Annotated in this window: 21 protein-coding genes; 12 read left to right on the forward strand and 9 right to left on the reverse strand. The window is 69.1% G+C overall.

The window, feature by feature from the left end:
- Positions 1 to 175 precede the first annotated feature (175 nt).
- Positions 176 to 1,369, reverse strand: coding sequence for an acetoin utilization protein AcuC (locus tag FB381_RS22870; protein WP_141782368.1), 1,194 nt, complete (start codon positions 1,367 to 1,369; stop codon positions 176 to 178).
- 198 nt (positions 1,370 to 1,567) lie between these two features.
- On the opposite strand from FB381_RS22870, the gene trpS reads away from it, so the two are divergent.
- The gene (trpS, locus tag FB381_RS22875; RefSeq protein WP_141782369.1) at positions 1,568 to 2,521 is read left to right on the forward strand and encodes a tryptophan--tRNA ligase; all 954 of its coding nucleotides are present in this window, start codon (positions 1,568 to 1,570) and stop codon (positions 2,519 to 2,521) included.
- A 99-nt stretch (positions 2,522 to 2,620) separates the two neighbouring features.
- Here trpS and FB381_RS22880 read toward each other — a convergent pair whose 3' ends face one another.
- The 3 genes from FB381_RS22880 to FB381_RS22890 form a co-directional block, all read right to left on the reverse strand.
- A complete protein-coding gene (locus FB381_RS22880) occupies positions 2,621 to 4,072 on the reverse strand; it encodes an MFS transporter (protein WP_141782370.1) in 1,452 nt (483 codons plus the stop codon).
- 212 nt (positions 4,073 to 4,284) lie between these two features.
- Positions 4,285 to 5,745, reverse strand: coding sequence for an alkaline phosphatase PhoX (locus FB381_RS22885; RefSeq protein ID WP_141782371.1), 1,461 nt, complete (start codon positions 5,743 to 5,745; stop codon positions 4,285 to 4,287).
- Positions 5,746 to 6,208: 463 nt separating this feature from the next.
- The gene (locus FB381_RS22890) at positions 6,209 to 6,682 is read right to left on the reverse strand and encodes a PNPOx family protein (RefSeq protein ID WP_141782372.1); all 474 of its coding nucleotides are present in this window, start codon (positions 6,680 to 6,682) and stop codon (positions 6,209 to 6,211) included.
- Positions 6,683 to 6,805: 123 nt separating this feature from the next.
- On the opposite strand from FB381_RS22890, the gene FB381_RS22895 reads away from it, so the two are divergent.
- The 7 genes from FB381_RS22895 (at position 6,806) to acs (ending at position 14,815) form a co-directional block, all read left to right on the forward strand.
- Positions 6,806 to 7,921 carry a sensor histidine kinase gene (locus tag FB381_RS22895; RefSeq protein WP_141782373.1) on the forward strand — a complete coding sequence of 372 codons (1,116 nt, stop codon included), beginning with the start codon at positions 6,806 to 6,808 and terminating at the stop codon, positions 7,919 to 7,921.
- Positions 7,918 to 8,685 carry a LytR/AlgR family response regulator transcription factor gene (locus FB381_RS22900; RefSeq protein WP_141782374.1) on the forward strand — a complete coding sequence of 256 codons (768 nt, stop codon included), beginning with the start codon at positions 7,918 to 7,920 and terminating at the stop codon, positions 8,683 to 8,685. Before FB381_RS22895 ends, FB381_RS22900 begins: the two co-directional genes overlap by 4 nt.
- The gene (locus FB381_RS22905) at positions 8,682 to 9,056 is read left to right on the forward strand and encodes a 6TM ABC transporter family protein (RefSeq protein WP_141782375.1); all 375 of its coding nucleotides are present in this window, start codon (positions 8,682 to 8,684) and stop codon (positions 9,054 to 9,056) included. Before FB381_RS22900 ends, FB381_RS22905 begins: the two co-directional genes overlap by 4 nt.
- Positions 9,053 to 10,573, forward strand: a complete 1,521-nt coding sequence (locus FB381_RS22910) for a sodium/solute symporter (RefSeq protein WP_141782376.1) — start codon at positions 9,053 to 9,055, stop codon at positions 10,571 to 10,573. The genes FB381_RS22905 and FB381_RS22910 overlap by 4 nt, the downstream gene beginning before the upstream one ends.
- A gap of 193 nt (positions 10,574 to 10,766) precedes the next feature.
- Positions 10,767 to 11,117, forward strand: coding sequence for a DUF485 domain-containing protein (locus FB381_RS22915; RefSeq protein ID WP_141782377.1), 351 nt, complete (start codon positions 10,767 to 10,769; stop codon positions 11,115 to 11,117).
- Position 11,118: 1 nt separating this feature from the next.
- Positions 11,119 to 12,738 (forward strand): solute symporter family protein, encoded by a 1,620-nt coding sequence (locus FB381_RS22920; RefSeq protein WP_141782378.1) that lies wholly within the window; start codon positions 11,119 to 11,121, stop codon positions 12,736 to 12,738.
- Positions 12,739 to 12,847: 109 nt separating this feature from the next.
- Positions 12,848 to 14,815: an acetate--CoA ligase gene (gene acs / locus FB381_RS22925; protein WP_141782379.1), complete on the forward strand. Its 1,968-nt coding sequence runs from the start codon at positions 12,848 to 12,850 to the stop codon at positions 14,813 to 14,815.
- 55 nt (positions 14,816 to 14,870) lie between these two features.
- Here the strand turns inward: acs and FB381_RS22930 are convergent, their stop codons facing one another.
- Positions 14,871 to 15,389 carry a C40 family peptidase gene (locus tag FB381_RS22930; RefSeq protein WP_170225280.1) on the reverse strand — a complete coding sequence of 173 codons (519 nt, stop codon included), beginning with the start codon at positions 15,387 to 15,389 and terminating at the stop codon, positions 14,871 to 14,873.
- 565 nt (positions 15,390 to 15,954) lie between these two features.
- On the opposite strand from FB381_RS22930, the gene nhaA reads away from it, so the two are divergent.
- The 3 genes from nhaA to FB381_RS22945 all read left to right on the forward strand — a co-directional run bounded on the left by nhaA (position 15,955) and on the right by FB381_RS22945 (position 18,814).
- Positions 15,955 to 17,253, forward strand: coding sequence for a Na+/H+ antiporter NhaA (gene nhaA / locus FB381_RS22935; protein WP_141782381.1), 1,299 nt, complete (start codon positions 15,955 to 15,957; stop codon positions 17,251 to 17,253).
- Between the two features lie 42 nt (positions 17,254 to 17,295).
- Positions 17,296 to 17,703, forward strand: coding sequence for a phage holin family protein (locus FB381_RS22940; protein WP_141782382.1), 408 nt, complete (start codon positions 17,296 to 17,298; stop codon positions 17,701 to 17,703).
- A gap of 178 nt (positions 17,704 to 17,881) precedes the next feature.
- Positions 17,882 to 18,814 carry a DUF559 domain-containing protein gene (locus tag FB381_RS22945; protein ID WP_141782383.1) on the forward strand — a complete coding sequence of 311 codons (933 nt, stop codon included), beginning with the start codon at positions 17,882 to 17,884 and terminating at the stop codon, positions 18,812 to 18,814.
- Between the two features lie 136 nt (positions 18,815 to 18,950).
- On the opposite strand, the gene FB381_RS22950 is transcribed toward FB381_RS22945, so the two are convergent.
- Genes FB381_RS22950 through nth form a run of 4 tightly spaced genes read right to left on the reverse strand, consistent with a single transcriptional unit; the run spans position 18,951 to position 22,181 of the window.
- Complete coding sequence (locus FB381_RS22950) at positions 18,951 to 20,129, reverse strand: MarP family serine protease (RefSeq protein WP_141782384.1); 1,179 nt, start codon at positions 20,127 to 20,129, stop codon at positions 18,951 to 18,953.
- Entirely contained in the window at positions 20,126 to 20,818 is a 693-nt protein-coding gene (locus FB381_RS22955) for an NUDIX hydrolase (RefSeq protein WP_141782385.1), read from the reverse strand. Before FB381_RS22955 ends, FB381_RS22950 begins: the two co-directional genes overlap by 4 nt.
- Positions 20,815 to 21,453, reverse strand: coding sequence for a TlpA family protein disulfide reductase (locus FB381_RS22960; protein ID WP_170225281.1), 639 nt, complete (start codon positions 21,451 to 21,453; stop codon positions 20,815 to 20,817). The genes FB381_RS22955 and FB381_RS22960 overlap by 4 nt, the downstream gene beginning before the upstream one ends.
- Before the next feature lie 11 nt (positions 21,454 to 21,464).
- The gene (nth, locus tag FB381_RS22965) at positions 21,465 to 22,181 is read right to left on the reverse strand and encodes an endonuclease III (protein ID WP_141782387.1); all 717 of its coding nucleotides are present in this window, start codon (positions 22,179 to 22,181) and stop codon (positions 21,465 to 21,467) included.
- A gap of 187 nt (positions 22,182 to 22,368) precedes the next feature.
- Between nth and FB381_RS22970 the strand changes: the two genes are divergently transcribed.
- On the forward strand, positions 22,369 to 23,046 hold the full coding sequence (locus FB381_RS22970) for a Crp/Fnr family transcriptional regulator (RefSeq protein ID WP_141782388.1): 678 nt from the start codon (positions 22,369 to 22,371) through the stop codon (positions 23,044 to 23,046).
- The last annotated feature ends 99 nt before the right edge of the window (positions 23,047 to 23,145 follow it).

The raw sequence follows: 23,145 nt of genomic DNA on the forward strand, positions 1-23,145 counted from the left end.
AGTGATCGCGACGCCAGCGGCTTCCCCACCTCTGGTCCACAAACGCGATCCCCAAGTGAGAATAGAGCCTGATGTGACTGATGGGGAAGGGGACACTCCTGAAATCTCACATACTACCGGCGTGTCGAGTTGCCTTTTGCGCACGTCAGAGCCCGGGCTCGGGGCAGCCGAAGATTCAAGGCATCGGGTCGAGCCCGTGCAGCGGAAACACCGCTGTGCGAGTCGCGTGCACCTGCCGGTCCAGCCAGGTCCCGGGGTCGTATCCGCTCCCCCAGTCGCGGTAGGCCGGCTCGCGTCCGTCCGTCATGCGCAACGGAGCGACCCTCCCCAGGCGCGTCTGCACGTGGTCGCGCCAGCCACCCGGCACGTCGAGCGTCGGCTCCAAGGGATGGCCCGAGACTAGCGCAAGTAGGTGGGTCCACGCGCGGGGCACGACGTCGACCACGGCATATCCCCCGCCACCGAACGCCACCCACTTGCCGTCGCACACCTCGTGGGCGAGCTCGTGCAGCGCGACGTACGCCGCCCGCTGGCCGTCGACGCTGACGGCAAGGTCGGCGAGCGGGTCATCGACGTGCGAGTCGCAGCCCTGCTGCGTCACCAGGATCTCCGGCTCGAACTCACGCACCAGGCCGGGCACGATCGCATGGAAGGCGCGCAGCCAGCCGTGGTCGGCGGTGCCCGGGGGCAGCGCGACGTTGACCGCGCTCCCCTCGGCTTCGGGCCCTCCGACCTCCTCGGCGAAACCCGTGCCGGGGAAGAGCAGCTGCCCGGTCTCGTGGAGCGAGATCGTCAGGACTCGCGGATCGTTCCAGAACGCGCGCTCGACGCCGTCTCCGTGGTGCACGTCGACGTCGACGTACGCGATCTTCTCGACGCCCTGGTCGAGGAGCCACGAGATGCCGGCGGCGACGTCGTTGTAGATGCAGAACCCGGCGGCGCGGCCGCGCATCGCGTGGTGGAGGCCGCCCATGATGTTGGCGCTGTGCACGCTCTCGCCGGAGTGGACCTGGCGGCAGGCCTCGATGCTCGCGCCGACGATGTGGGCGCTGGCGTCGTGGATGTGCGAGAAGACCGGGTCGTCCTCGGTGCCGAGGCCGTGGGCGAGGTCAGGCTCACCGCTCCTGCCCGCCTTCATGACGGCCTCGATGTAGCCCTCGTCGTGGACGGTGAGGAGCTGCTCGGGGGTGCCCATCGGCGCCTCGACGACCTTCAACCGGTCGAGCACCCCGATCTCGTCGGCGAGCCGCATCGTCAGGTCGACGCGGATCGGCGCCATCGGGTGGGTGGGGCCGAAGTCGTAGTCGGTGAGGCTGCTGTCGTAGACGACCGTCGCGTGCCCCTGGCAGGTGGTCGTCGCAGTCGTCATGGGCCACACGGTATCCGTGAGATGTGCGAGACTGGAGACGTGTTCACGATTCGTGCCATCCAGTGGTGGCCCGCCTCCTAGGCGGCCCACCCGATAGCTGAGCACTCACATCAGGCCGCCCACGGGCGGCCTTCGTTGTGTTCGGGATGTCTCGAGACCTCGTACGCCGACCCGTGGGCCTTCATCGAAAGGTTCACCATGACCAGGCGACTCTCGCTCATCACCCCGTCCGGACGACTCACCCTCGGCAACCTGCTCGGCGCGCTGCGACCGATGGCAGACGCGGCCGGCCCCGACGCCTTCTACGGGCTCTCCGACCTGCATGCGCTGACGGTGCCGCACACCCCGGCGGTGCTGCGTGCGCGCACGGAGGAGATGGCGCTCCTGCTGCTGGCCTCCGGGCTCGAGCCGGCCACGCTGTTCATCCAGTCGCACGTGCCGGCCCATCGATCGCTGACCTATCTGCTGGAGTGCGTCGCACACACCGGCGAGCTGGGCCGGATGATCCAGTTCAAGGAGAAGTCGCGCCGGGTCGGGGCCTCCGTACGCACCTCGCTGTTCACCTACCCGGTGCTGATGGCGGCCGACATCCTGCTCTACGGGGCGGCCGAGGTGCCCGTCGGCGACGACCAGCGCCAGCACGTCGAGCTCGCTCGCGATGTCGCGGTGCGGTTCAACACGACGTACGGCCAGGTCTTCACGGTGCCGGAGGCGGTGCATCCGAGCCTCGGAGCGCGCGTGATGGACCTGGCCGACCCGGCACGCAAGATGTCGAAGTCCGCCGGTGACGACCACGCCGGCTCGATCTACCTCCTCGACCCGCCCGATGTCGTACGCCGCAAGGTGGCCCGTGCCGTCACCGACTCGGCCGGGGAGGTCTCCCGCGACGAGGACCGGCCAGGGGTCACCAACCTGATCGACATCCTCGAGGCCTGCGGAGGTTCTGCTGCCGGGTTGTCGGGCTACGGCGCCCTGAAGTCGGCGGTCACCGACGCCGTCGTCGCCGAGCTCGAGCCGCTGCAGAAGCGCTACCGCGAGCTCGCCGCCGACCGGGCATACGTGACCGAGGCGTACGCCGCGGGAGCTGCTCGCTGCCGGGAGGTCACCGCTCCGGTGCTGGCTGCGGCGGAAGCTGCCATCGGGTTGGCCTGATGGCGGCGTGCCGGGTGTAACACGCTGTTCGTGGAACTACTCGCCCTATCTGAACGGGCGAGAAGTCCTACGAACGACGTGTTACACCGGCCTGCGCCGTCAGATCCGCGCGTCGGCCAGCTCCCCCACGCGCACAGCCTGCGGGCGCAGGTAGACCACGGAGGTGACCAGGGCGCAGATCGCGTAGAAGATCGTGAACGCGACGAACGCCGACTTGGTGGCGTCGAGGGGGTTGGAGACCCAGGGGCTGTTGAAGGCGATCGGGATGAGGAACCCGCCGACCGCACCGACGGCGCCGATGATGCCGACCGCGGCCGACGACTTCTTGGTCGCGCCGGCCAGCTCGGCATCGCGCTCGGCGGTGCCCGGGGTGGTGGCCAGCTCGGCCTCGCGACGGAAGATCGCCGGGATCATCTTGTAGGTCGACCCGTTGCCGATGCCGGTCGCGGCGAAGACGAGCATGAAGAAGCCCAGGAACGCCGGGAACCACGACTGGTTCGCCTGCGCGATCGCGGGCGAGGCATCGGGGTTCGGGGTGAGCTGCATCAGCGTCCACAGCACGGCGAGGGTGAAGACGACCATCCCGATGAACGCACCGAGCGTGACCTTGGCGCCGCCCCAGCGGTCGGCGAGCCAGCCGCCGAGCGGCCGGGTCGCAGACCCGATCAGCGCGCCGAGGAAGGCGAAGTAGGCGAAGTAGATGCCGGTGCCGAGCGGCGCGGGATCGGGCACCCAGAAGTTGAGCTTGATCAGCAGCGGCATCGCGGCCGAGTAGCCGATGAACGAGCCGAAGGTGCCGATGTAGAGCAACGCCATGACCCAGGTCTGGCGCGACCTCATGATCGAGAGCTGCTCGCGCGGAGACGACTTCGCGGACGTGATGTTGTCCATGAAGAAGAAGGCGGCGAGCACCGCGACGACGGCGAGGGCGGCGTAGACGAACGCGGCCCGCTCGAGGTGAACTCCGCCGGAAGAGGCTTTGACCAGCCCGAAGATGCCCGCGCTGCCGACGATGACCGGCAGCAGGAGCTGGATGAGTGCGACCCCGAGGTTGCCGCCGGCGGCGTTGAGGCCGAGCGCGGCGCCCTTCTTGGCCGCGGGGTAGAAGAAGTTGATGTTGGCCATCGAGGAGGCGAAGTTGCCCCCGCCCAGCCCGGCGGTGGCGGCGATGAGGCAGAAGACCCAGTAGGGCGTGGACGGCTGCGTGACGGCGTAGGCGAAGCCGAGGGTCGGCACGAGCAGGAGACCGGCCGACATCATCGTCCAGTTGCGGCCGCCGAACCTCGGCACCGCGAGCGTGTAGGGCACCCGGAGCAGCGAGCCGACCAGGTTCGGCAGCGCGACCAGGAAGAAGAGCTGGCCGGGGGTGAAGTCGAACCCCTGGGCCACCAGGAACGCCGAGGAGACCGACCAGATCAGCCAGACCGAGAAGCCGAGATGCTCGGCGAAGATCGACCAGATCAGGTTGCGGCGGGCGGTCTTCGCTCCGGTCTCGTCCCAGAAGTCGGCGTCCTCCGGACGCCAGTCATCGATCCAGTGGCGGCGGCTCATGGCAGGCTCCTCGTGCAGCGGTTGGCGAGACGTACCCACCATCGGCAGCCCAGGTTTCGGGTGCAGCAGACCCCTGCGCCCAACCCCGTCAACTTCCGCTCACGGCCTCACAAGGAACGCACATCACGTCGCCGGGATGGGCGGCAGCGAGATCACCGCCGTACGCCGCGGGCGGCCGTTGGCGAGCCGCCCGCCGCGTACGTGGTCGGTGGTCAGCCGAGGTAGCGCTCCCACGGGCCGGTGACGGCCAGGGTGTAGCCGGGGTCCTGCATGTTGACGAAGAGCACCTTGCCGTCGGGCGAGAAGCAGGGGCCGCAGAACTCGGAGTCGTTCAGGTCGTTGCGGGCGATGGCGTACGCCGGGCCGCCCGGGAACGCGCCGAGCACGTGCGAGGCGCCGGTGCCGTCCTCGGCGAGCACCAGCGAACCCCAGGGGGTGACGGTGACGTTGTCGGGGCCGTCGAAGGTGAGGTCGCTGTACTTCGGTGCCGGAGCACCGTCCTCCGACTGCGTCTGGTGCGGGAAGTAGGTCACCAGCTGGATCGTCTCGGCGGCGTAGTCGTAGAACCAGACCATGCCGTCGTGGGGCGAGGCGTCGCCGGGCAGGTCGGTGTCCTCCCAGGCGTAGGAGTTGACCACGTAGACACCCTCGTCGGTGCCCCACACGCCCTCGAACTTGCGACCGCGGGTGACCTCGCCGTCGGCGAACTGCTCGCGGCACGGCTTCTCCTGAGCGTCACGCTCCGGCACCGCCTTCCAGGTCACCGGGAAGGGCTGCCCCATCTGCGCCGAGGTCAGGTAGGCCACGTCGGGGAGCACCGAGCCGTCGGGCAGGATGATCTGCATCGCGGCGAGCGTGCCGGCGTCGTCGGCCAGCTCGGTGCACACGCCCGGGCCGAGCTTCACCCCGGCGGGCGCGGTCCAGCGGTAGAAGAGCCCGTTGGGCTCGTCGGCGTCCTCGGAGAGGAAGACCTGGGTGCGGGTCGTGTCGATCGCCAGCGCCTCGTGGTCGTAGCGGCCGAACGCCTTGATCGGACGCGGGTCGGCCGAGCCGTCGGCCCAGACCTCGAAGACGTAGCCGTGGTCCTTCTCGTAGACGCCCTTCGTGCCGTCCTCGCCCTCCCAGGCCTCGCCGGCGTCGTTGACGGTCTCCTCGCAGGTCAGCCAGGTGCCCCAGGGGGTCGGGCCGCCGGCGCAGTTGGTCGAGGTGCCCGAGATCGCGACGTACTCACCCAGGTTGGCGCCGCCCGCGTCGGTGGTGATCACGGTGCAGCCGCCGCCGAGTGCGCCCGGGTCGTAGACGGTGCCCTCGACGAGCGGCACCGGCACGCCCTCGCCGGGCTCGATCTCGTGGTTCTGGATCAACGTGTAGCGACCGCGCTTGCCGCCGATCACCATCATCCCGTCGTGGTTGGACGGCGTCTTCTCGCCCGTCTTCAGGGTGGTCTCACCGGCGGAGGTGACGATCGCGTAGGTGAACCCCTCGGCCAGCGCGAGGATCCCCTTGGGGTCGTCCACGAGCGGCGGGAACGGCTCGCGCGGCCCCGTGCCGGGACGCGGGCCGCCGGGCTTGGCCGGCTTCGCCTCGGCAAGGCTCGGCACGGCGCCGGCCACCGCCAGGCCGACACCGGCGACAGCACTTCCGGTCAGCAGGGAGCGTCGGGTTGCAGACATGGGTGGATACTCCTCGGAGCTTCGTAGGGGATCCCGAGACAGGTCTCAGCCCACTACTCAATCCACTCCGCGACACCGCCGCGCCCGCCCGAGGTGAACCTCAGGCGACGACACCGTGAAACGTACGCCGAAAGCCCTCAGGCGGCGCCGAACAGCCCGATCAGGCCGCCACTCCGGGCGGCGGCACCAGAGCGGCCCGCACGCTCCCACGCGTGTCCACACCTGCAGCACATGAGCTGCCGGCGGCCCCCCGCCGAACGCGTGAGAACCCGGATCTCCTGGTCTTCGGTGCACACAGCACACATAACCGAGGTCATGGGTTAACTCCTCACACTTCTAGGTGAACAAAGTCTGTATAACCCATCCAGCGTGGCACAGAAACCAGCCGATCCCACACTTGAGAACGACCTGTTGATGAACTGTGACAGTGCGTTGACCAGCCATTACGCCGGTCCGCGAGCTCTCAGTCGACGGTGGTGACGCGCAGGAACTCCTGGATGTCGAAGACGGCCCGCACGACGCCGGCGCTCTTCGGGAGCATCGAGGCGACCTCGGCGTAGGGGACCACCCGCGGGTCGGTGACGCGATGGTCGACGCCGTCGTGGACGATCGTGGCCGAGTTGGCGGCCAGCACGTTCTGCACCCAGTCGACCTTCGAGGTGTAGGGCAGGTTGATGACGAAGCCGTCAGCGGTCGGCAGCGGCGTGACCGGGGTGGCGTACTCCCGTCCGCTCCGGCGCCCCACGTGGATGACCACGCCGTTGGCGGCCCCCTCGTTGCCGGCGGTCTTGAGCGCCTCCGAGGCGAACTGCTTGGAGAACGCGCGGATGCGGTCCTGCAGCCACGGCGACTTGTTGCGCATCCCGACGACGAAGGCAGCGCCCGCGCCGACCACGCCGACTGCCAGGACGCCCGGAACCACTCGACTCAATCGCATGCCGCAAACCTAGCGCGCGCCCGTGAAGCGACCCGGATGAGCGATAACGTGTGCGCCACCACACGTGCGGGCGATGAGCAGGGCACGGGAAACGTACGGAGAAGGGCACGGAGAGGAGCACCGATGCGGCGCTGGCTGCGCAACCGAAGCGGCACCCACCTGGGCACCGAGGCCGACCGGGCGACCTTCCGCACCCTCCACAACGCGTCGCTGGCCAGCCCCGCGCTGCGCGGCGGTCTGACCGTCGACAGCGCCGAGCGGGCGGCCCCTCATCTGCAGGCGCTCCTCGCCGCCCCCGCGTTGGCGATCACCGACACCGACGGGCTGCTGGCCTGGGAAGGCATCGGCACCCACCACCAGGACCGAGCGGCCAAGCTGGCCGAGGCCACCCTCGATCGCGGCGCGACCCGCTTCTACGACCGCGTCGACCTCGAGTGCGGCCAGGCCGGCTGCCCGCTGCACTCGGCCGTGGTCAGCCCCCTGGTCGTCGACGACCATCTGGTCGGCACGCTGCAGGCCTACGCCCCCGACACCTCGGCGATGATGGTGCGCGCGACCGACGAGATCGCCACCTGGGTCTCCGGCCAGCTCGAGCTCGCCGAGCTCGACGCGTCCCGCCGCCGGCTGATGGAGGCGGAGGTGCGTGCGCTCCGCGCGCAGATCAGCCCCCACTTCATCTACAACTCCCTGGGTGCGATCGCCAGCTTCGTACGCACCGATCCCGAGCGCGCGCGAGAGCTGCTGCTGGAGTTCGCCGACTTCACGCGCTACTCCTTCCGCACCCACGGCGAATACACGACGCTGGCCGAGGAGCTCCGCTCGGTGGAGCGCTATCTCCTGCTGGAGCAGGCCCGGTTCGGGGAGCGGCTCTCGGTGAAGCTCTCGGTGGCTCCCGAGGTGCTGCCGATCGCGGTGCCGTTCCTGTGCCTGCAGCCCCTGGTCGAGAACGCCGTACGCCACGGGCTGGCCGACGCGGAGGCCGGCCACATCTCCATCCGGGCTGCCGACAGCGGCACCGAGTGCGTGATCGAGGTCGAGGACGACGGCGCCGGGGAAGACCCGGAGAAGGTGCGCAACGCGCTGGCCGGCGGCGCCGACTCCGTCGGCCTCGGCAACGTCGACGCCCGGCTCCGCAACGCCTATGGCGACGACTACGGCCTAGTCGTCGAGACGGCCCGGGGAGCCGGCACCAAAGTCATCCTCAGGATCCCGAAGTTCGCCCCAGGAGTGCACCCATGAGTCCGACCGCGTCCTACGCCGGACCACGCCACGGCGCCCCCGGCGGCCGGCTCCGTGTGCTGGTCGTCGACGACGAGCCGCCGGCGGCCGACGAGCTCTCCTACCTGCTCACCCAGGATGCGCGGGTGGCCGAGGTGCGCACCTGCCTGAGCGCGACCGACGGGCTGCAGCAGCTGCAGGAGTCGAGCGTCGACGCGGTCTTCCTCGACATCCAGATGCCGGGTCTCAACGGGCTCGAGCTGGCCCGGTTGCTGGCGCGGTTCAAGACGCCGCCGGCGGTCGTGTTCGTGACCGCCCACGAGGAGCACGCGCTGCAGGCCTTCGATCTGCGCGCGGTCGACTACGTGCTCAAGCCGGTGCGCGCCGAGCGCCTGGCCGAGACGGTCACCCGGCTGATGGGCAGCATGCCGGAGGAGGAGCCGAGCGGTGATCTGCAGATCCCGGTCGAGCTCGGCGGCGTCACCCGCTTCGTGTGGCGCTCGCAGATCACCCACGTCGAGGCCCAGGGCGACTACGCCCGGCTGCACACCGCCGACGCCTCCCACCTGGTGCGGATCCCGCTGACCCAGCTCGAGCAGGACTGGGCATCAGCCCGCTTCGTACGCATCCACCGCTCGCTCCTGGTCAACCTCGCCCACGTGACCGAGGTGCGGTCGGACGCCGGGCGCTGCTCGGTCGTCGTCGGCGGAGCGTCGGCGGGCACCGAGCTGCAGGTCAGCCGCCGCCACACCCGCCAGCTCAAGGACCTGCTGGCCCGGCGATGACAGAACCCCAACGCGTACGCATCACCGGACCGCCCCGCCGGCGCCCGGCCGTCCGCCGGGTCGATGTCGCCGAGGACACCCGCCTCGGCGAGGTCTACCTCGGGTCGCTGATGCGCGCCCAGCTCTCGATCGCCCTCCGCGCCCTGGCCGTGCTCGTGCTCGGCGTCGGCTCCCTCCCGCTGCTGTTCTGGCTGGCCCCAGGCCTCACCCGGGTCGCTCTCGCCGGCATCCCGCTCCCCTGGCTGCTCCTCGGCGTGCTGGTCTACCCGTTCCTGTTCCTCCTCGGCGCCTGGTATCTGCGCGGCGCCGAGCGCAACGAGGCCAGCTACGCCGACCTGCTCGACCCGGAGACCGGCGACGAGACACCATGACCCTCGACTCCGCCCCCGCGATCGTCGCGGTCACGCTGGTCACCCTCGCGACGCTGACGATCGGCACCTGGGGCCTCCGGTTCAGCCGCACGACGAGCGACTTCTACGTCGCCTCCCGCTCGGTGCGCCCAGCGCTCAACGCGAGCGCGATCGGCGGGGAGTATCTCTCCGCCGCGTCGTTCCTCGGCATCGCCGGGCTGGTGTTCACCTCCGGCGCCGACATGCTCTGGTATCCGATCGGCTGGACCGCGGGCTACCTGGTGCTGCTGACCCTCGTCGCTGCCCCTCTGCGCAGGTCAGGGGCATACACGCTGCCCGACTTCGCCGAGGAGCGACTCGCCTCACGAGGAGTCAGACGGCTCTGCTCGCTGCTCGTCGTCTCGATCGGCTGGCTCTACCTGATCCCCCAGCTCCAGGGCGCCGGCCTCACCCTGGAGCTGGTCGCCGGTGCGCCGCGCTGGGTGGGTGCGGCGCTGGTCGGCACCGTCGTGCTCGTCTCCGTCTTCTCCGGCGGGATGCGCTCGATCACGTTCGTGCAGGCCTTCCAGTACTGGCTCAAGCTCACTGCTCTGCTCGTGCCCGTCGGCGTGCTGGTCGCGGTCTGGGGCAGCGACGGCGCACCCCGCGCCGACCTCAGCCAGGCGTGGTCGCTGCCGATGGGCACCAACGACGCCACCGGTCTCTACGCCACCTACTCGCTGATCGCGGCCACGTTCCTCGGCACGATGGGCCTGCCGCACGTCGGGGTGCGCTTCTACACCAACCCCGACGGCCGCGCCGCCCGCCGCACGACCCTGGTGGTGCTGGCGCTCATCGGCGTCTTCTACCTGCTGCCGCCGGTGCTCGGCGTGCTCGGGCGTGTGTACGCAGCCACCCCCGCCTCCGCCGACACCCTGGTGCTCGAGCTGCCTCGGCTGATGGTCTCCGGCTGGGCGGGCGACGCGCTGACCGGTCTGGTGTGCGCGGGCGCCTTCGCGGCGTTCCTCTCCACCTCCTCCGGCCTGGCGATCGCCGTCTCCGGCGTGCTCTCGCAAGACGTGGTGGTGCCGTGGCTGCGTCGCCGCGGCAGCCGTTTCGGCGGCGTCGCCGCCTTCCGCATCGCCTCGTTCGTCGCCGTCATCGTGCCGGTCACCGGCGCGCTGCTGACCCCCAGCGTCGGTGTCGCCCGCGGCGTCGCGCTCGCCTTCGCCCTCGCCGCCGCCACCTTCTGCCCGCTCCTCCTGCTCGGCATCTGGTGGCGCCGCCTGACCGCCTACGGCGCCGCCGCCGGCCTGGTCACCGGGCTGCTCACGACCGGGGCGGCGGTGATCTTCACGATCAGCGGGTGGCGTACGGACACCTGGGTCGACGTCGTGCTCACCCAGCCCGCGCTGTGGACGGTGCCCCTCTCCTTCGCGGTCATGATCCTCGCCAGTCTCGCGACGGCCGCCCGCGTCCCCGCCCACACCACCCGCCTCCTCGTACGCCTCCACACCCCCGAGCCGACGGTCACGACTCCCGCGATGCAGCAGCGCTGAGAGACCACCGCCGCTCAGGAGGCGCCATTCGGCGCGCCATTTCGACCGCTCGTCGCGCGACAGCGCCGCCCACCGAGGGACCGGGCGCTTCCTCGCGACGCGCACACCCGTGAGCCCCTACTGTGACTGCAATCACACGTCGCCCGTCCTTCACCCCCACGGAGGACGGCCTCGTCAACGAAAGGGTTCGACCGTGAGCGAAGAAGCACACGACCAAGCCCACCGGCACGACCCGGTCTACGACAGCCTGCACGCCACCGCTGAGTTTCGCGCTCTACGGTCGGCGTACCGGAAGTTCGTCTTCCCGGCCACGGTGGCATTCCTGGTTTGGTATCTCCTCTACGTCTTCTGCTCCAACTGGGCAGACGGCTTCATGGACGCCAAGCTGGTCGGCAACATCAACGTCGCGCTGATCTTCGGGCTGTTGCAGTTCGCGACCACGTTCGGCATCGCCTACTTCTACGCCAACTACTCCACCAAGCACCTCGACCCGCTGGCGAGGAAGCTGGACGAGGAATACGAGACCGGAAAGAGGCAGCTCTGACATGGACGGCAGCCAGATCCTCACCACGGTCCTCTTCCTGACCGTCGTCGCGATCACGATCGGCATCACCTTCTGGGCGAGCCGGCAGACGAAGACCGCGGCCGACTACTACGCCGGCGGCCGCGGGTTCTCCGGGTTCCAGAACGGGCTCGCGATCGGCGGCGACTACATGTCGGCCGCGTCGTTCCTCGGCATCTCCGGCGCCATCGCGCTCTCCGGCTACGACGGCTTCCTCTACTCGATCGGCTTCCTCGTCGCCTGGCTGGTGGCACTGCTGCTGGTCGCGGAGGTGCTGCGCAACTCGGGTCGTTACACGATGGCCGACCAGCTGGCGTACCGGATGAAGCAGCGCCCGGTGCGGATGGCGGCGGCCACCTCGACCGTCGTCGTCAGCATCTTCTACCTGCTGGCCCAGATGGTCGGCGCGGGCGCCCTGGTGGCCCTGCTGCTCGGCGTCGAGGACCAGGCGGTGAAGAACATCGTGATCCTCTTCGTCGGCGCGCTGATGATCTTCTACGTCACCGTCGGCGGGATGAAGGGCACCACCTGGGTGCAGATCGTCAAGGCCGTGCTGCTGATGACCGGCTCGGCCCTGATCGTGATCCTGGTGCTCGCGCAGTTCGGCTTCAACCTCTCCGAGCTGCTCGGCTCCGCCGCCGACGCCTCGGGCAAGGGCGATGCCTTCCTGCAGCCCGGCCTGAAGTACGGCCTGAGCTTCACCAGCGAGATGGACTTCATCTCGCTCGGTCTGGCCCTGGTGCTCGGCACCGCCGGCCTGCCGCACATCCTGATCCGCTTCTACACCGTGCCGACCTCCGCGGACGCCCGCAAGTCGGTGCTGTGGGCGATCGGCCTGATCGGCGTCTTCTACCTGTTCACCCTGGTCCTGGGCTTCGGTGCGGCCGCACTGGTCGACCCGGCCACCATGGACAAGGCCGGCAACCTGGCGGCACCGCTGCTCGCCCAGGAGGTCGGTGGCGGTGACGGCTCCATCGGTGGCGCCGTGCTGCTGGCGCTCATCTCCGCGGTCGCCTTCGCCACGATCCTCGCCGTCGTCGCGGGCCTCACGCTGACCTCCTCGGTCTCCGTCGCCCACGACATCTACAACTCGGTGATCAAGCGCGGCAAGGCCTCGGAGAAGGAGGAGATGAAGGTCTCCCGCTGGGCCGCGGCGGGCATCGGCCTGGTCGCGATCCTGCTGGCCATCCCGGCGCAGTCGCTGAACATCGCGTTCCTCGTGGCGTTGGCCTTCGCGGTCGCCGCCTCGGCGAACCTGCCGGCGATCATCTACAACATGTTCTGGGCGCGGTTCAACACCCGCGGCGCGGTCTGGTCCATCTACGGCGGACTGATCTCGTGCGTCGGCCTGGTGCTCTTCTCACCGGTCGTCTCCGGCAAGGTCGACCCCGCCACCGGCGACAGCCTCTCGCTGTTCCCGGCCGGCATCGACTTCTCCTGGTTCCCCCTCGAGAACCCCGGCATCGTCTCCATCCCGCTCGGGTTCTTCCTGGGCTGGCTGGGCACGGTGACGTCGAAGGAGCCGGAGACCGCCGAGCGTTACGTCGAGCTCGAGGTGCGCGCCCTCACCGGTGCGGGCTCCGAGAAGGCGATCCAGCACTGATCTCGATGGTGGGCCGTCGTACACCTCGGGCTGTACGGCGGCCCACCATCGTTCTCATCCCCGCACTACCCTGTGGTCTGAGCCACATATTTCGTACGTAGGAGCAACTGTGACCGACGAGACCCTGTCCAACCTGCTGCACGAGAAGCGCCGGTTCGAGCCGCCCGCCGAGCTCGCCGCTGCCGCCAACGTCAAGGCAGAGGCCTACGCCGCCGCCGACACCGACAACGACGCGTTCTGGGCCGAGGCGGCCAACCGGCTCACCTGGGCCAAGCCGTTCGACCGTGTCCTCGACTGGGACAACCCGCCGTTCGCGAAGTGGTTCGAGGGCGGCGAGATCAACGTGGCCTACAACGCCGTCGACCGCCACGTCGAGGCCGGCAACGGTGACCGGGTCGCGATCCACTGGGTCGGCGAGCCCACCGACGACAAGCGCACCATCACCTACGCCGAGCTCCAGGACGAGGTCTCCCGGGCCGCCAACGCCTTCGAGGCGCTGGGCGTCGGCAAGGGCGATCGGGTCGCGATCTACCTGCCGATGATCCCCGAGGCCGTCTTCGCGATGTTGGCCTGTGCGCGGATCGGCGCCATCCACACCGTCATCTTCGGCGGCTTCTCCGCCGACGCGCTCGCGACCCGCATCGTCGACTGCGGCGCGAAGCTGGTCGTGACCTCCGACGGCGGCTACCGCCGGGGCGCGCCCTCGGCCCTCAAGCCGGCCGTCGACGAGGCCGTCACCAAGGTCGAGGCGACCCAGCCCGGCCTGGTCGAGAACGTGCTGGTCGTCAAGCGCACCGGTCAGGACGTCGAGTGGGACGACTCGCTCAACACGTGGTGGAGCGACGCCGTCGACGCGGCCTCGACCGACCACACCCCGGTCGCCCACGACGCCGAGCACCCGCTCTTCGTCATGTACACCTCCGGCACCACCGGCAAGCCCAAGGGCATCCTGCACACCACCGGCGGCTACCTGACCCAGGCGGCCTACACGCACTGGTCGGTCTTCGACCTCAAGCCCGAGACCGACGTCTACTGGTGCACCGCCGACATCGGCTGGATCACCGGCCACTCCTACATCGTCTACGGGCCGCTCGCCAACGGCGCGACCCAGGTGCTCTACGAGGGCACGCCCGACTTCCCGGAGAAGGGCCGCTGGTGGCAGATCATCGAGGAGTACGGCGTCACCCTCTTCTACACGGCACCGACGGCGATCCGCACCTTCATGAAGCAGGGCCGCGACGTGCCCGACACCCGAGACCTGTCCTCGGTGCGCCTGCTCGGGTCGGTCGGTGAGCCGATCAACCCGGAGGCCTACGTCTGGTATCGCACCGTCATCGGCGGCGACAAGGTGCCCGTCGTCGACACCTGGTGGCAGACCGAGACCGGCGCGATCATGATCTCGCCGCTCCCGGGTGTCACCGCCGGCAAGCCCGGCTCGGCGATGAAGGCGCTGCCCGGCGTGGGCGCCGACGTGGTCGACGACAACGGCGTCTCCGTGCCCAACGGTGCGGGCGGCTATCTCGTGCTCACCAAGCCGTGGCCGTCGATGCTGCGTACGATCTGGGGCGACGACCAGCGCTTCATCGACACCTACTGGGCGCGGTTCAAGGATCAAGGCTTCTATTTCGCCGGCGACGGCGCGAAGAAGGACGAGGACGGCGACATCTGGGTCCTCGGCCGCGTCGACGACGTGATGAACGTGTCGGGTCACCGGCTGTCCACGACCGAGATCGAGTCGGCGCTCGTCTCTCACCACTACGTCGCCGAGGCGGCCGTCGTGGGTGCCACCGACGCCGACACCGGCCAGGCCGTGGTGGCCTACGTCATCCTGCGCGACGGCGCCCCCGACGACTGCCACAAGGAGCTCTCCGACCACGTCCGCAAGGAGATCGGTCCGATCGCGAAGCCGCGTCAGATCATGATCGTCCCCGAGCTGCCCAAGACCCGCTCGGGCAAGATCATGCGGCGCCTGCTGCGCGACCTCGCCGAGGGCCGTGGCGTCGGCGACACGAGCACTCTCGCCGACCAGACCATCATGGATCTCATCGCGGCCGGGAAGACCACCGAGACCGAGTGAGCACAGACAGCGGCCCGGTCACCCGTGATGGGTGACCGGGCCGCTGCGTACGTCGTCAGTGCTTGTACTTCACCCGCCGGATGAAGTGCTTGCTGGTCCAGATCGGGTCCTTCTTGACCGTCTCGCCAGACCTGGGCGCGTGCCAGATCCAGCGGCGCCCGTCGTGCTTCCCGGCGTAGATGCCGACGTGGTAGACACCGCCGCCGTCGTAGAAGAAGACGAGGTCGCCCTTGCGCGGCTTCTTGACCTTGAAGGTGTGGCTGACCTGCGCAGACGAGCTGTGCGGCAGCTTGTGGCCGAGCTTCTTGTAGACCCACCGGGTCAGGCCCGAGCAGTCGAAGGAGTGCGGGCCGGCGGCGCCGTAGGAGTAGGGGTCACCGGCGCGGGTCTTGACGCGACGCCAGGCTCTGATGCCTCGCGACTTCTTCTTTTTCTTGGCCTTCTGCTTGGCGGCCTTCTTCTCCGAGACGCTCGTGGTCGTGGCGGAGTGGGTGCCGGTCTGGGCGCTCGTCCCCGGCGAAGGGGCGGCGGTGGCCGACTGGTTGGGTACGGCGACGAGTGCGAGCCCGGTCACGAGGGCTGCCGCGAGTCCGATGCCGATATGTCTGGTGATCTTCCTGGGCGCGCGCGAAAGCGCACGGATACACGATCCGATCATTCGAGGTTCCCTCGGTGCAGCGACGCCTGCGAAGGTTTACCTGTCGGATTCGGGCTGCTGATGCCCGGGCGCTGGAATCCCTGTGTTCCGTCTGCGCCTTCACCCCAAGCCGGTCGGCCTTGTCTCTGGCTCCCGGCGTACTGCTCGGCTCCCCCGTGCCCGCCACCTGGTGTGGATCGGTTCTCCTCCGGCTGTGACGGGCCTCGGCGCGACCGGAGCGGCCTCACCATCTGGTGAGGGCTGAAACCACTATGCAACGAAAATCGGCTCCCGCAACGCGTTGAGACCTAAATCTCAGCACGTGTCCTGACTGTTTGCGTTCGTTTGCGTGCGTTTGCCGTTTCGATACTGCATGCAGAATGGGTCCGTCCGCGCAGCCCGGAGCACGTCGCCACGAGGCCTTGCTAGGGTCGATGTCAGGTGTGCCGGGAAGTCTGGTCGGCGTGATTTCGACGACCCCCGAGCCCCTGGAGGCCAACCCGTGACCGACACCCGCAACCGCCTCTTCACCCGCGGATCCTGGCTGGAGACCTCGCGCACAGCCGAGATCCTGCGCGCCGAGACGACCGGCGGCGTGCTCCTGATCATCGCCGCGATCATCGCCGTGGTGCTCGCCAACAGCCCCTGGCAGGAGGCCTACGAGGCGGTCCGTGACTTCCGCGTCGGGCCCGCTGCGCTCCATCTCGACCTCAGCATCGGGGCCTGGGCCGCCGACGGCCTGCTGGCGATCTTCTTCTTCGTCGCCGGGCTCGAGCTCAAGCGGGAGTTCGTCGCCGGCGACCTCCGCGACCCGCGACGGGCCGCGCTGCCGATCGCGGCAGCGGTGGGCGGCATGGTCGCTCCCGCGCTGATCTACGTTGCCGTCAACCTCGTCGACGACGGATCGCTGGCCGGCTGGGCGACCCCGGTCGCGACCGACATCGCCTTCGCCGTCGCCATCCTGGCGGTCATCTCGACCCACCTGCCTGCCGGGCTGCGTACTTTCCTGCTGACTCTCGCCGTCGTCGACGACCTGCTCGGCATCACGATCATCGCGGTGTTCTTCACCTCCAGCCTGCACATCGGTTTCCTCCTGCTGGCGCTCGTCCCGATCGGGCTCTTCGCCCTGCTGGTGCAGCGCCGCGTACGCAGCCCCTGGCTGCTCGTCCCGCTCGCCCTGATCGCCTGGGCGCTCGTCCACTCCAGTGGTGTCCACGCCACCGTCGCCGGTGTCCTGCTGGGGTTCACCGTGCCGGTGATCGCCCGGAACCCGGAGGCCAAGCGCGGGCTCGCCGAGCACTTCGAGCACCTGGTCCGGCCGATCTCCGCCGGTGTCGCGGTGCCGATCTTCGCCTTCTTCGCCGCCGGTGTGTCCCTCGGCGGCTGGGACGGTGTGACCGGGGCGCTGCACGACCCCATCACCCTCGGCATCATCCTCGGCCTGGTCGTCGGCAAGACCATCGGCATCGCGGGCTCGACGTGGCTCCTGTCCCGGTTCACCAAGGCATCGCTCGACGACGACCTCGCCTGGTGGGACGTGATCGGGATGGCGATGCTGGCGGGCATCGGATTCACGGTGTCGCTGCTGATCGGCGAGCTGGCCTTCCACGCCGATCCGGCCGCCCACGACCACATGAAGGTGGGCGTGCTGTTCGGATCCGTCCTCGCCGCCGCGCTGGCCACGGTGGTGCTGCGGGCCCGCAATCGCGTCTACCGTCGCATCGGGGAGCTCGAGACGATCGATGTCGACAAGGACGGCGTGCCGGACGTGTTCGAGGATGAAGAGCACCGGGACCGGTAAGGTCTGAGACGCTCCAATCACACGTATCAGCGAAGGGTTCCCATGGCAGTCGACATCGCGAAGTCCCCGAGCGGCGAGGATCCGACGATCGGCAAGCTCGTCGTCGACGCCACCCGCGACATCTCCGGCCTCGTCAACAAGGAGATCGCGCTCGCCAAACAGGAGCTCAAGGTCTCGGTGACCAACGCCGGCGTCGGCATCGGCCTCTTCGCCGCAGCCGCGTTCCTGCTGGTGCTCGCCGTGATCATGCTCTCGGTCTCGGTGGCCTACTTCATCCACTGGGCAGGCCTCGGCCTGCACTGGTCCTTCCTCATCGTCTTCGGCTTCTACGTCCTCCTCGCCGCCCTCCTGGGCTTCGTCGGAGTGCTCAAGGTCAAGAAGGTCAAGGCACCCGAGAAGGCGATCGCCCAGGGCAAGGAGATCCCCCGGGCGCTCAAGGGCCACCACTGACCCCTCTCCGCCGAGAGGTCACCCCTACAGGCCGAAGAGTCACTCCTGCAGGTCGAGTAGTCACGGCTGCCGAGGTATTCGGGCCGGTTGCTGTCCACAGGCACTGCTGAGGCCTGCGTTATCCACAGCCGTCGACAAGACGGATGATTTCGTACGCCGCCCGGCGCACGCTGCGGGCATGAACATGTCACTCGTCAAGACCGACAGCAACCTGCCCGAGCGCCCGTTCACCGCGGTCGACGTCCAGTCGATGGCGATCAACCGGTATGCCCTGGACCAGGCGATCAGCCACGGCGACGTGCGTCGCCCGTTTCGAGGGGTCTATCTACCCTCGAAGATCGACGACGATCCGGCGACACGGGCGGCAGCCCTGGTCAGCGTGGTCTCCAGCCACCAGGTGATCAGTGATCGGAGCGCGGCCTGGGTGCATGGCATCGACGCCTTCAGCCTGACCGAGGAAGCGCAGCCGCCGCCCGTGGAGACCTGCGCCGTGCGCGGGCACACCCGCACCCGGCGTCCCGGCACCGACGGCCGCACCCGCGACCTGGTGCCCGACGACATCGTGGTCCTGGGCGGCGTACCGGTGACGACACCGTTGCGCACCGCGCTCGACCTCGGCTGCAACCTGAACCGTCGGGAGGCGATGGCCGTGCTCGACGAGTTCGCCAAGAAACACGGGGTCTCTCGCTCGGTGCTCAGCGGCCAGCTCTCGAGGTTCAAGGGGAGACGTGGCGTCCTCCAGCTCCGTGACCTCATCCCTCTCGTCAGCAGCCACACGGAGTCGCAACGCGAGTCGTGGGTCAAGCTCGCCATCCGCGATGCCGGCCTGCCGCTCCCCGAGGCGCAGGTCTGGGTCGACGTCGAAGGCATCCCCACCTACCGCCTCGACTTCGCCTACCGCTTGGCCCGGGTCGCGATCGAGTACGACGGCGAGGACCACGACAACGAAGACCAGCACATCTACGACGAAGAGCGACGCGGCTGGCTCATCGACCACGGCTGGACGATCATCATCGTCCGCAAGGGCGACTTCACCGGCGACCGCCTCCTCGCATGGCTCCGCGAGATCAAAGACGCCCTCACCCCGACATACAGCTCCCGCCGCTTCTGACCCCCGCCCGCTGGCCGAAGAGTCACCCCTGCAGGTCGAAGAGTCACTCCCGCAGGTCGAGTTGGCGGCGGGCTGCCAACTCGACCTGCAGACCTGACCTCTCGACCTGCAGGGGTGACTTCTCGGCGGTGGGTGGTCAGCCGGCGCAGGCGCCGGTGTCGACGGCGGCGGTCTGGGTGCGAGACTCCCGGGCGATGTCGATGACCTGGTCGGTGGTCAGGGCATAGCCGGTCTCGGAGTCGGTGACCGAGGCGGCGAAGACCACGCCGACGACGTCACCTTCGGAGTCGACGATGGGACCGCCGGAGTTTCCGGGACGGATGAGGCCGCGCACGGAGTAGACATCACGGATGACGGTGCCGTTGCCGTAGATGTCGGGCGAGCGGAGGCGCTGCTCGGCGCGGATACGACCGGGCTGCACGTCGAACGGACCGTCCTGCGGATAGCCCAGGACCGCGATCGGGTCCTCGGCCGCGGCGGTGCGGTCGAAGTCGAGGCGCTTGATGTTGCCCCCGCCCTCGAACTTCAGGACCGCGATGTCGATCTCGGGGTCGTAGTGCACGACCTTCGCATCGACGGAGCCGTCGCCGACGATCACGTTGGGGTCGTCGACTCCGGCGACGACGTGCGCGTTGGTCATCAGGTAACCGCGCCCGATCACGAAACCGGTGCCCTCGACGCCCTTGCCGCACTCGTTGGCGCCACGGACCTTGAGCACAGATTCACCGGAGCGTGCGACGTCGGGGTCGGTCAGCATCCGCCGTGGCCCCGGGCCGACCTCGACGATCCGCTCCCGAGCGAACGGCTCCAGGTAGCGCGGGAAGAACGAGGTGCCCACGACGTCGTTGAACGCCCCGAGCGCACGGTCGGCGGGCGAGGGCATGATCGAGTCGACCTTCGCCAGGATCGTGGACCCGCGCACCGCCGGCGTGAGCCCGTTGATCTGCGCACCGGAGACAGCGACGCCGAGCGCCCAGGCGACCACGAGCACGGCCGCCGCGCTCAGCAGCGCACCGCCGAGCGCATCGACTATCCGCGCGGGTTGCCAGGTGATCTCGTCGCGCACACGTACGCCGCCGTACTGCAGGATCGCCTGCCCGATCGACGCGCACGCGATCACGACGAAGAGCGCACCGAGCGAGACCCACAGCGACGGGGCCGCGCTGCCCAGGACCTTCGGCGCCAGCCAGATGCCGATGAAACCACCGAGAAGAAGTCCACCGGTCGCGAAGGCGCCGGTGATGAAGCCCTGCCAGTAGCCCGACAGCGCATAGGCACCGACGAGAATGATCAGAATCCAGTCAAGAAAGTTCACGGGTGATTCCGTTCGCGTCCCTGCAGCATGTAATCGGGCAACTCCTTGATAGGGGCGTCCGGAATCTCCGTGATCCACCCGAGAAAGGTGAAGAAGCGGTTGATGATTCCACCTGTAAAGCCCCAGAGGATGACATCCTTCGCCGGTCCGATCAAGAACGCGGGCATCAGCCAGTCGACCCGGCCGGGGGCGCCCACCTGGATCCGGTGAGCCGGTTCGATCAGGTCCGACAACGGCACCCGGTAGACGGCGTGCACCTCCTCCAACGAACGCGCCGAAACCGGCGACGGCTCGCGCCACCACGCGATGACCGGCACCACCGCGTGGTTCGAGAAAGGAATCCACAGCGCGGGAAGCCGGGCGGCGACATCGACGCCGGTCGGGTCGAGACCCGTCTCCTCCCATGCCTCCCGGAGCGCCGCCTCCTCGGCCGTCTCACCTGGATCGAGCTTGCCGCCGGGGAACGACACCTGCCCCGGGTGGGAACGCATCGTGTGCGAGCGCTCGGTCAGCAGCAGGTCAGGGCCGTCGGGCCCCTCACCGAAGAGCAGGAGCACGGCCGACTCACGCGCACTGCCGTCCTCCGGCGGAAGGAACTGGGAGATGTCCTCGCCCTGGATCTGCTGCGCCGCCGCGACGATCTCCTCGAACCACTCCGGCCGCGAGCTCGCCACCTCAGCGGCGGTCACAGGGTGGTCCCCAGCTTCTTCTCCACGAGCTCCTTGACCTGGGTCGCGCTCTTCATGCCACCCATCTGCAGCAGCTGCACCTTGCCGGAGGAGGACAAGACGTACGTCGCCGGCACCGCCCGCGCCGTGAGCGGGCCGCCTTGCAGCTCGCCGCCGGGATCGGCGTACATCGGGAAGGTCACGCCGCGCGAGATCGCCTCCTCGAGAGCGACCCCGGGCACGGTGTCCATGACGTCGATGCCGATCACCGGCACCTGGTCGCCATAGGTCTCGTAGAAGCTCTGCAGCGCCGGCATCTCCTCCTTGCAGGGCGCGCAGAAGCCCTGGAAGAGATTGATCACCAACGGTCCCTCGAAGGAGGCGAGGTCGGCCGACTCACCGCCGCCGAGGCACCGCAGCTCGATCTTCGGCAACCCGCCGTCGTCGGCAGGTCCGGCTCGGCACGGCTCCACCTCGGAGGCCTTCTTGGCCGAGACCATCTCGTCGGTGGCGACATCGACCTTGGACGAGCTCGGCTTGTCACCGAGCGGCGCGCCGGCCTGTCCGCCCGACGTCTCCTCGCCACAGCCGGCCAGCCCAACCAGCACAGCCAGCGACAGCGCAGCCCCAGCCGCGACCCGGGCTCGTCTCCCCAAGGCACGCACCATCAGTTGCGGCCCTCCGTGCGCACCAGCTTGGCGGCGGCCTCGGGGTCGGTCGGGCCCTCGCCGTAGGCAGGGCACAGCGTCGCCATCGGGCACGCGCCGCACGCCGGCTTCTGAGCGTGGCAGATCCGTCGCCCGTGCCAGATCACGTGGTGGGACAGCATCGTCCAGTCGCGCTTCTCGAAGAGGGCGCCGACCTCGTGCTCGACCTTGACCGGGTCCTTCTCGGTCGTCCATCCGAAACGTCGCGAGAGCCGCCCGAAGTGGGTGTCGACGGTGATGCCGGGCTTGCCGAACGCGTTGCCCAGCACCACGTTGGCAGTCTTGCGCCCGACGCCGGGCAGCTTCACCAGCTGCTCCAGGCGGGAGGGCACCTCACCGTCGTAGTCCTCCACGAGCACCGCGCTCAGCTTCAACAACGACTCCGTCTTGGCCCGGAAGAACCCGAGCGGCCCGACGAGCTGCTCCAGATGCTCTCGCGGCGCCGCGGCCATCTCCTTGGCGGACGGATAGGCCGCGAACAGCGCCGGCGAGGCCGCGTTGACCCGTTTGTCGGTCGTCTGCGCGCTGAGCACCGTCACGACCAGACACTCGAACGGGTTGGTGAAGTCGAGCTCCGCCTTCGCGTCCGGATAGGTCTCGCCGAGGATGCGGTCGATACGCCGGGCACGGCGCACCAGACCCAGGCGCGTCTCAGTCGCAAACTTCTGGGCAGGCACGCGGCAAGGCTACGCGGGTGCACCGACAATCCCGATCCGGCCCGGCAAGGACAGCTCCCGACGGCTCGGCACGACACGTCCGGTTTCTGCGCTTATCGGTGGGGGATGTGCACTTGTGAGACGTTACACAGATAGGATTCCGGGTGTAATGCCCGCGGATGTGGGGAAACCAGGAGGAATGGCCGCAATGGACAACGACGTACTCCGTCAGGCACCGCTCTTCAGCGCACTCGACGATGAGTCGATGACGGCCCTGCACGCCTCGATGGCAGAGTCGAAGCTCCGCCGCGGAGACGTGCTCTTTCACGAGGGCGACTCCGGCGACAAGCTCTACGTCGTGGTCGACGGCAAGGTGAAGCTCGGTCGCACCTCGTCCGACGGTCGCGAGAACCTGCTCGCCATCATGGGCCCCGGCCAGATGTTCGGCGAGCTCTCCCTCTTCGACCCGGGCCCCCGCTCGGCCACCGTCACCGCGGTCACCGACTCCACCTTCGCCTCCCTCTCCCACGAGGACCTCCTCAAGTGGCTCGAGGGTCGCCCGGTCGTCGCCCGCGGCCTGCTCTCCCAGCTCGCCGGACGCCTCCGCAAGGCCAACGACGTCGTCGCCGACCTGGTCTTCTCCGACGTGCCCGGTCGCGTCGCCAAGGCCCTCCTCGACCTCGCCGACCGCTTCGGCCGCACCGCCGACGACGGCGTCCACGTGCACCACGACCTCACCCAGGAGGAGCTCGCCCAGCTCGTCGGCGCCTCCCGCGAGACGGTCAACAAGGCGCTCGCCGACTTCGCCAGCCGCGGCTGGCTCCGCCTCGAGCCCCGCAGCGTGGTCATCATCGACATCGAGCGAATGGCCCGCCGCGCCCGCTGATCAGGACGTTCGGAGTACGCGCCTGGCGGCGTTGTCGTCGGTCGGCGACCCGCTCCGCTCTAAGGTCGCCTCCCTCCTCCGCCTTGCCATGCACGCACT

This window comes from Nocardioides albertanoniae, assembly GCF_006716315.1.
GTDB classification, from domain to species: Bacteria; Actinomycetota; Actinomycetes; order Propionibacteriales; family Nocardioidaceae; genus Nocardioides; species Nocardioides albertanoniae.

Coding starts and splice junctions, on each gene's coding strand:
- FB381_RS22870 (WP_141782368.1), bottom strand. CDS start 1,369: ATGACGACTGCGACGACCACCTGCCAGGGGCACGCGACGGTCGTCTAC.
- trpS (WP_141782369.1), top strand. CDS start 1,568: ATGACCAGGCGACTCTCGCTCATCACCCCGTCCGGACGACTCACCCTC.
- FB381_RS22880 (WP_141782370.1), bottom strand. CDS start 4,072: ATGAGCCGCCGCCACTGGATCGATGACTGGCGTCCGGAGGACGCCGAC.
- FB381_RS22885 (WP_141782371.1), bottom strand. CDS start 5,745: ATGTCTGCAACCCGACGCTCCCTGCTGACCGGAAGTGCTGTCGCCGGT.
- FB381_RS22890 (WP_141782372.1), bottom strand. CDS start 6,682: ATGCGATTGAGTCGAGTGGTTCCGGGCGTCCTGGCAGTCGGCGTGGTC.
- FB381_RS22895 (WP_141782373.1), top strand. CDS start 6,806: ATGCGGCGCTGGCTGCGCAACCGAAGCGGCACCCACCTGGGCACCGAG.
- FB381_RS22900 (WP_141782374.1), top strand. CDS start 7,918: ATGAGTCCGACCGCGTCCTACGCCGGACCACGCCACGGCGCCCCCGGC.
- FB381_RS22905 (WP_141782375.1), top strand. CDS start 8,682: ATGACAGAACCCCAACGCGTACGCATCACCGGACCGCCCCGCCGGCGC.
- FB381_RS22910 (WP_141782376.1), top strand. CDS start 9,053: ATGACCCTCGACTCCGCCCCCGCGATCGTCGCGGTCACGCTGGTCACC.
- FB381_RS22920 (WP_141782378.1), top strand. CDS start 11,119: ATGGACGGCAGCCAGATCCTCACCACGGTCCTCTTCCTGACCGTCGTC.
- FB381_RS22940 (WP_141782382.1), top strand. CDS start 17,296: ATGGCAGTCGACATCGCGAAGTCCCCGAGCGGCGAGGATCCGACGATC.
- FB381_RS22945 (WP_141782383.1), top strand. CDS start 17,882: ATGAACATGTCACTCGTCAAGACCGACAGCAACCTGCCCGAGCGCCCG.
- FB381_RS22970 (WP_141782388.1), top strand. CDS start 22,369: ATGGACAACGACGTACTCCGTCAGGCACCGCTCTTCAGCGCACTCGAC.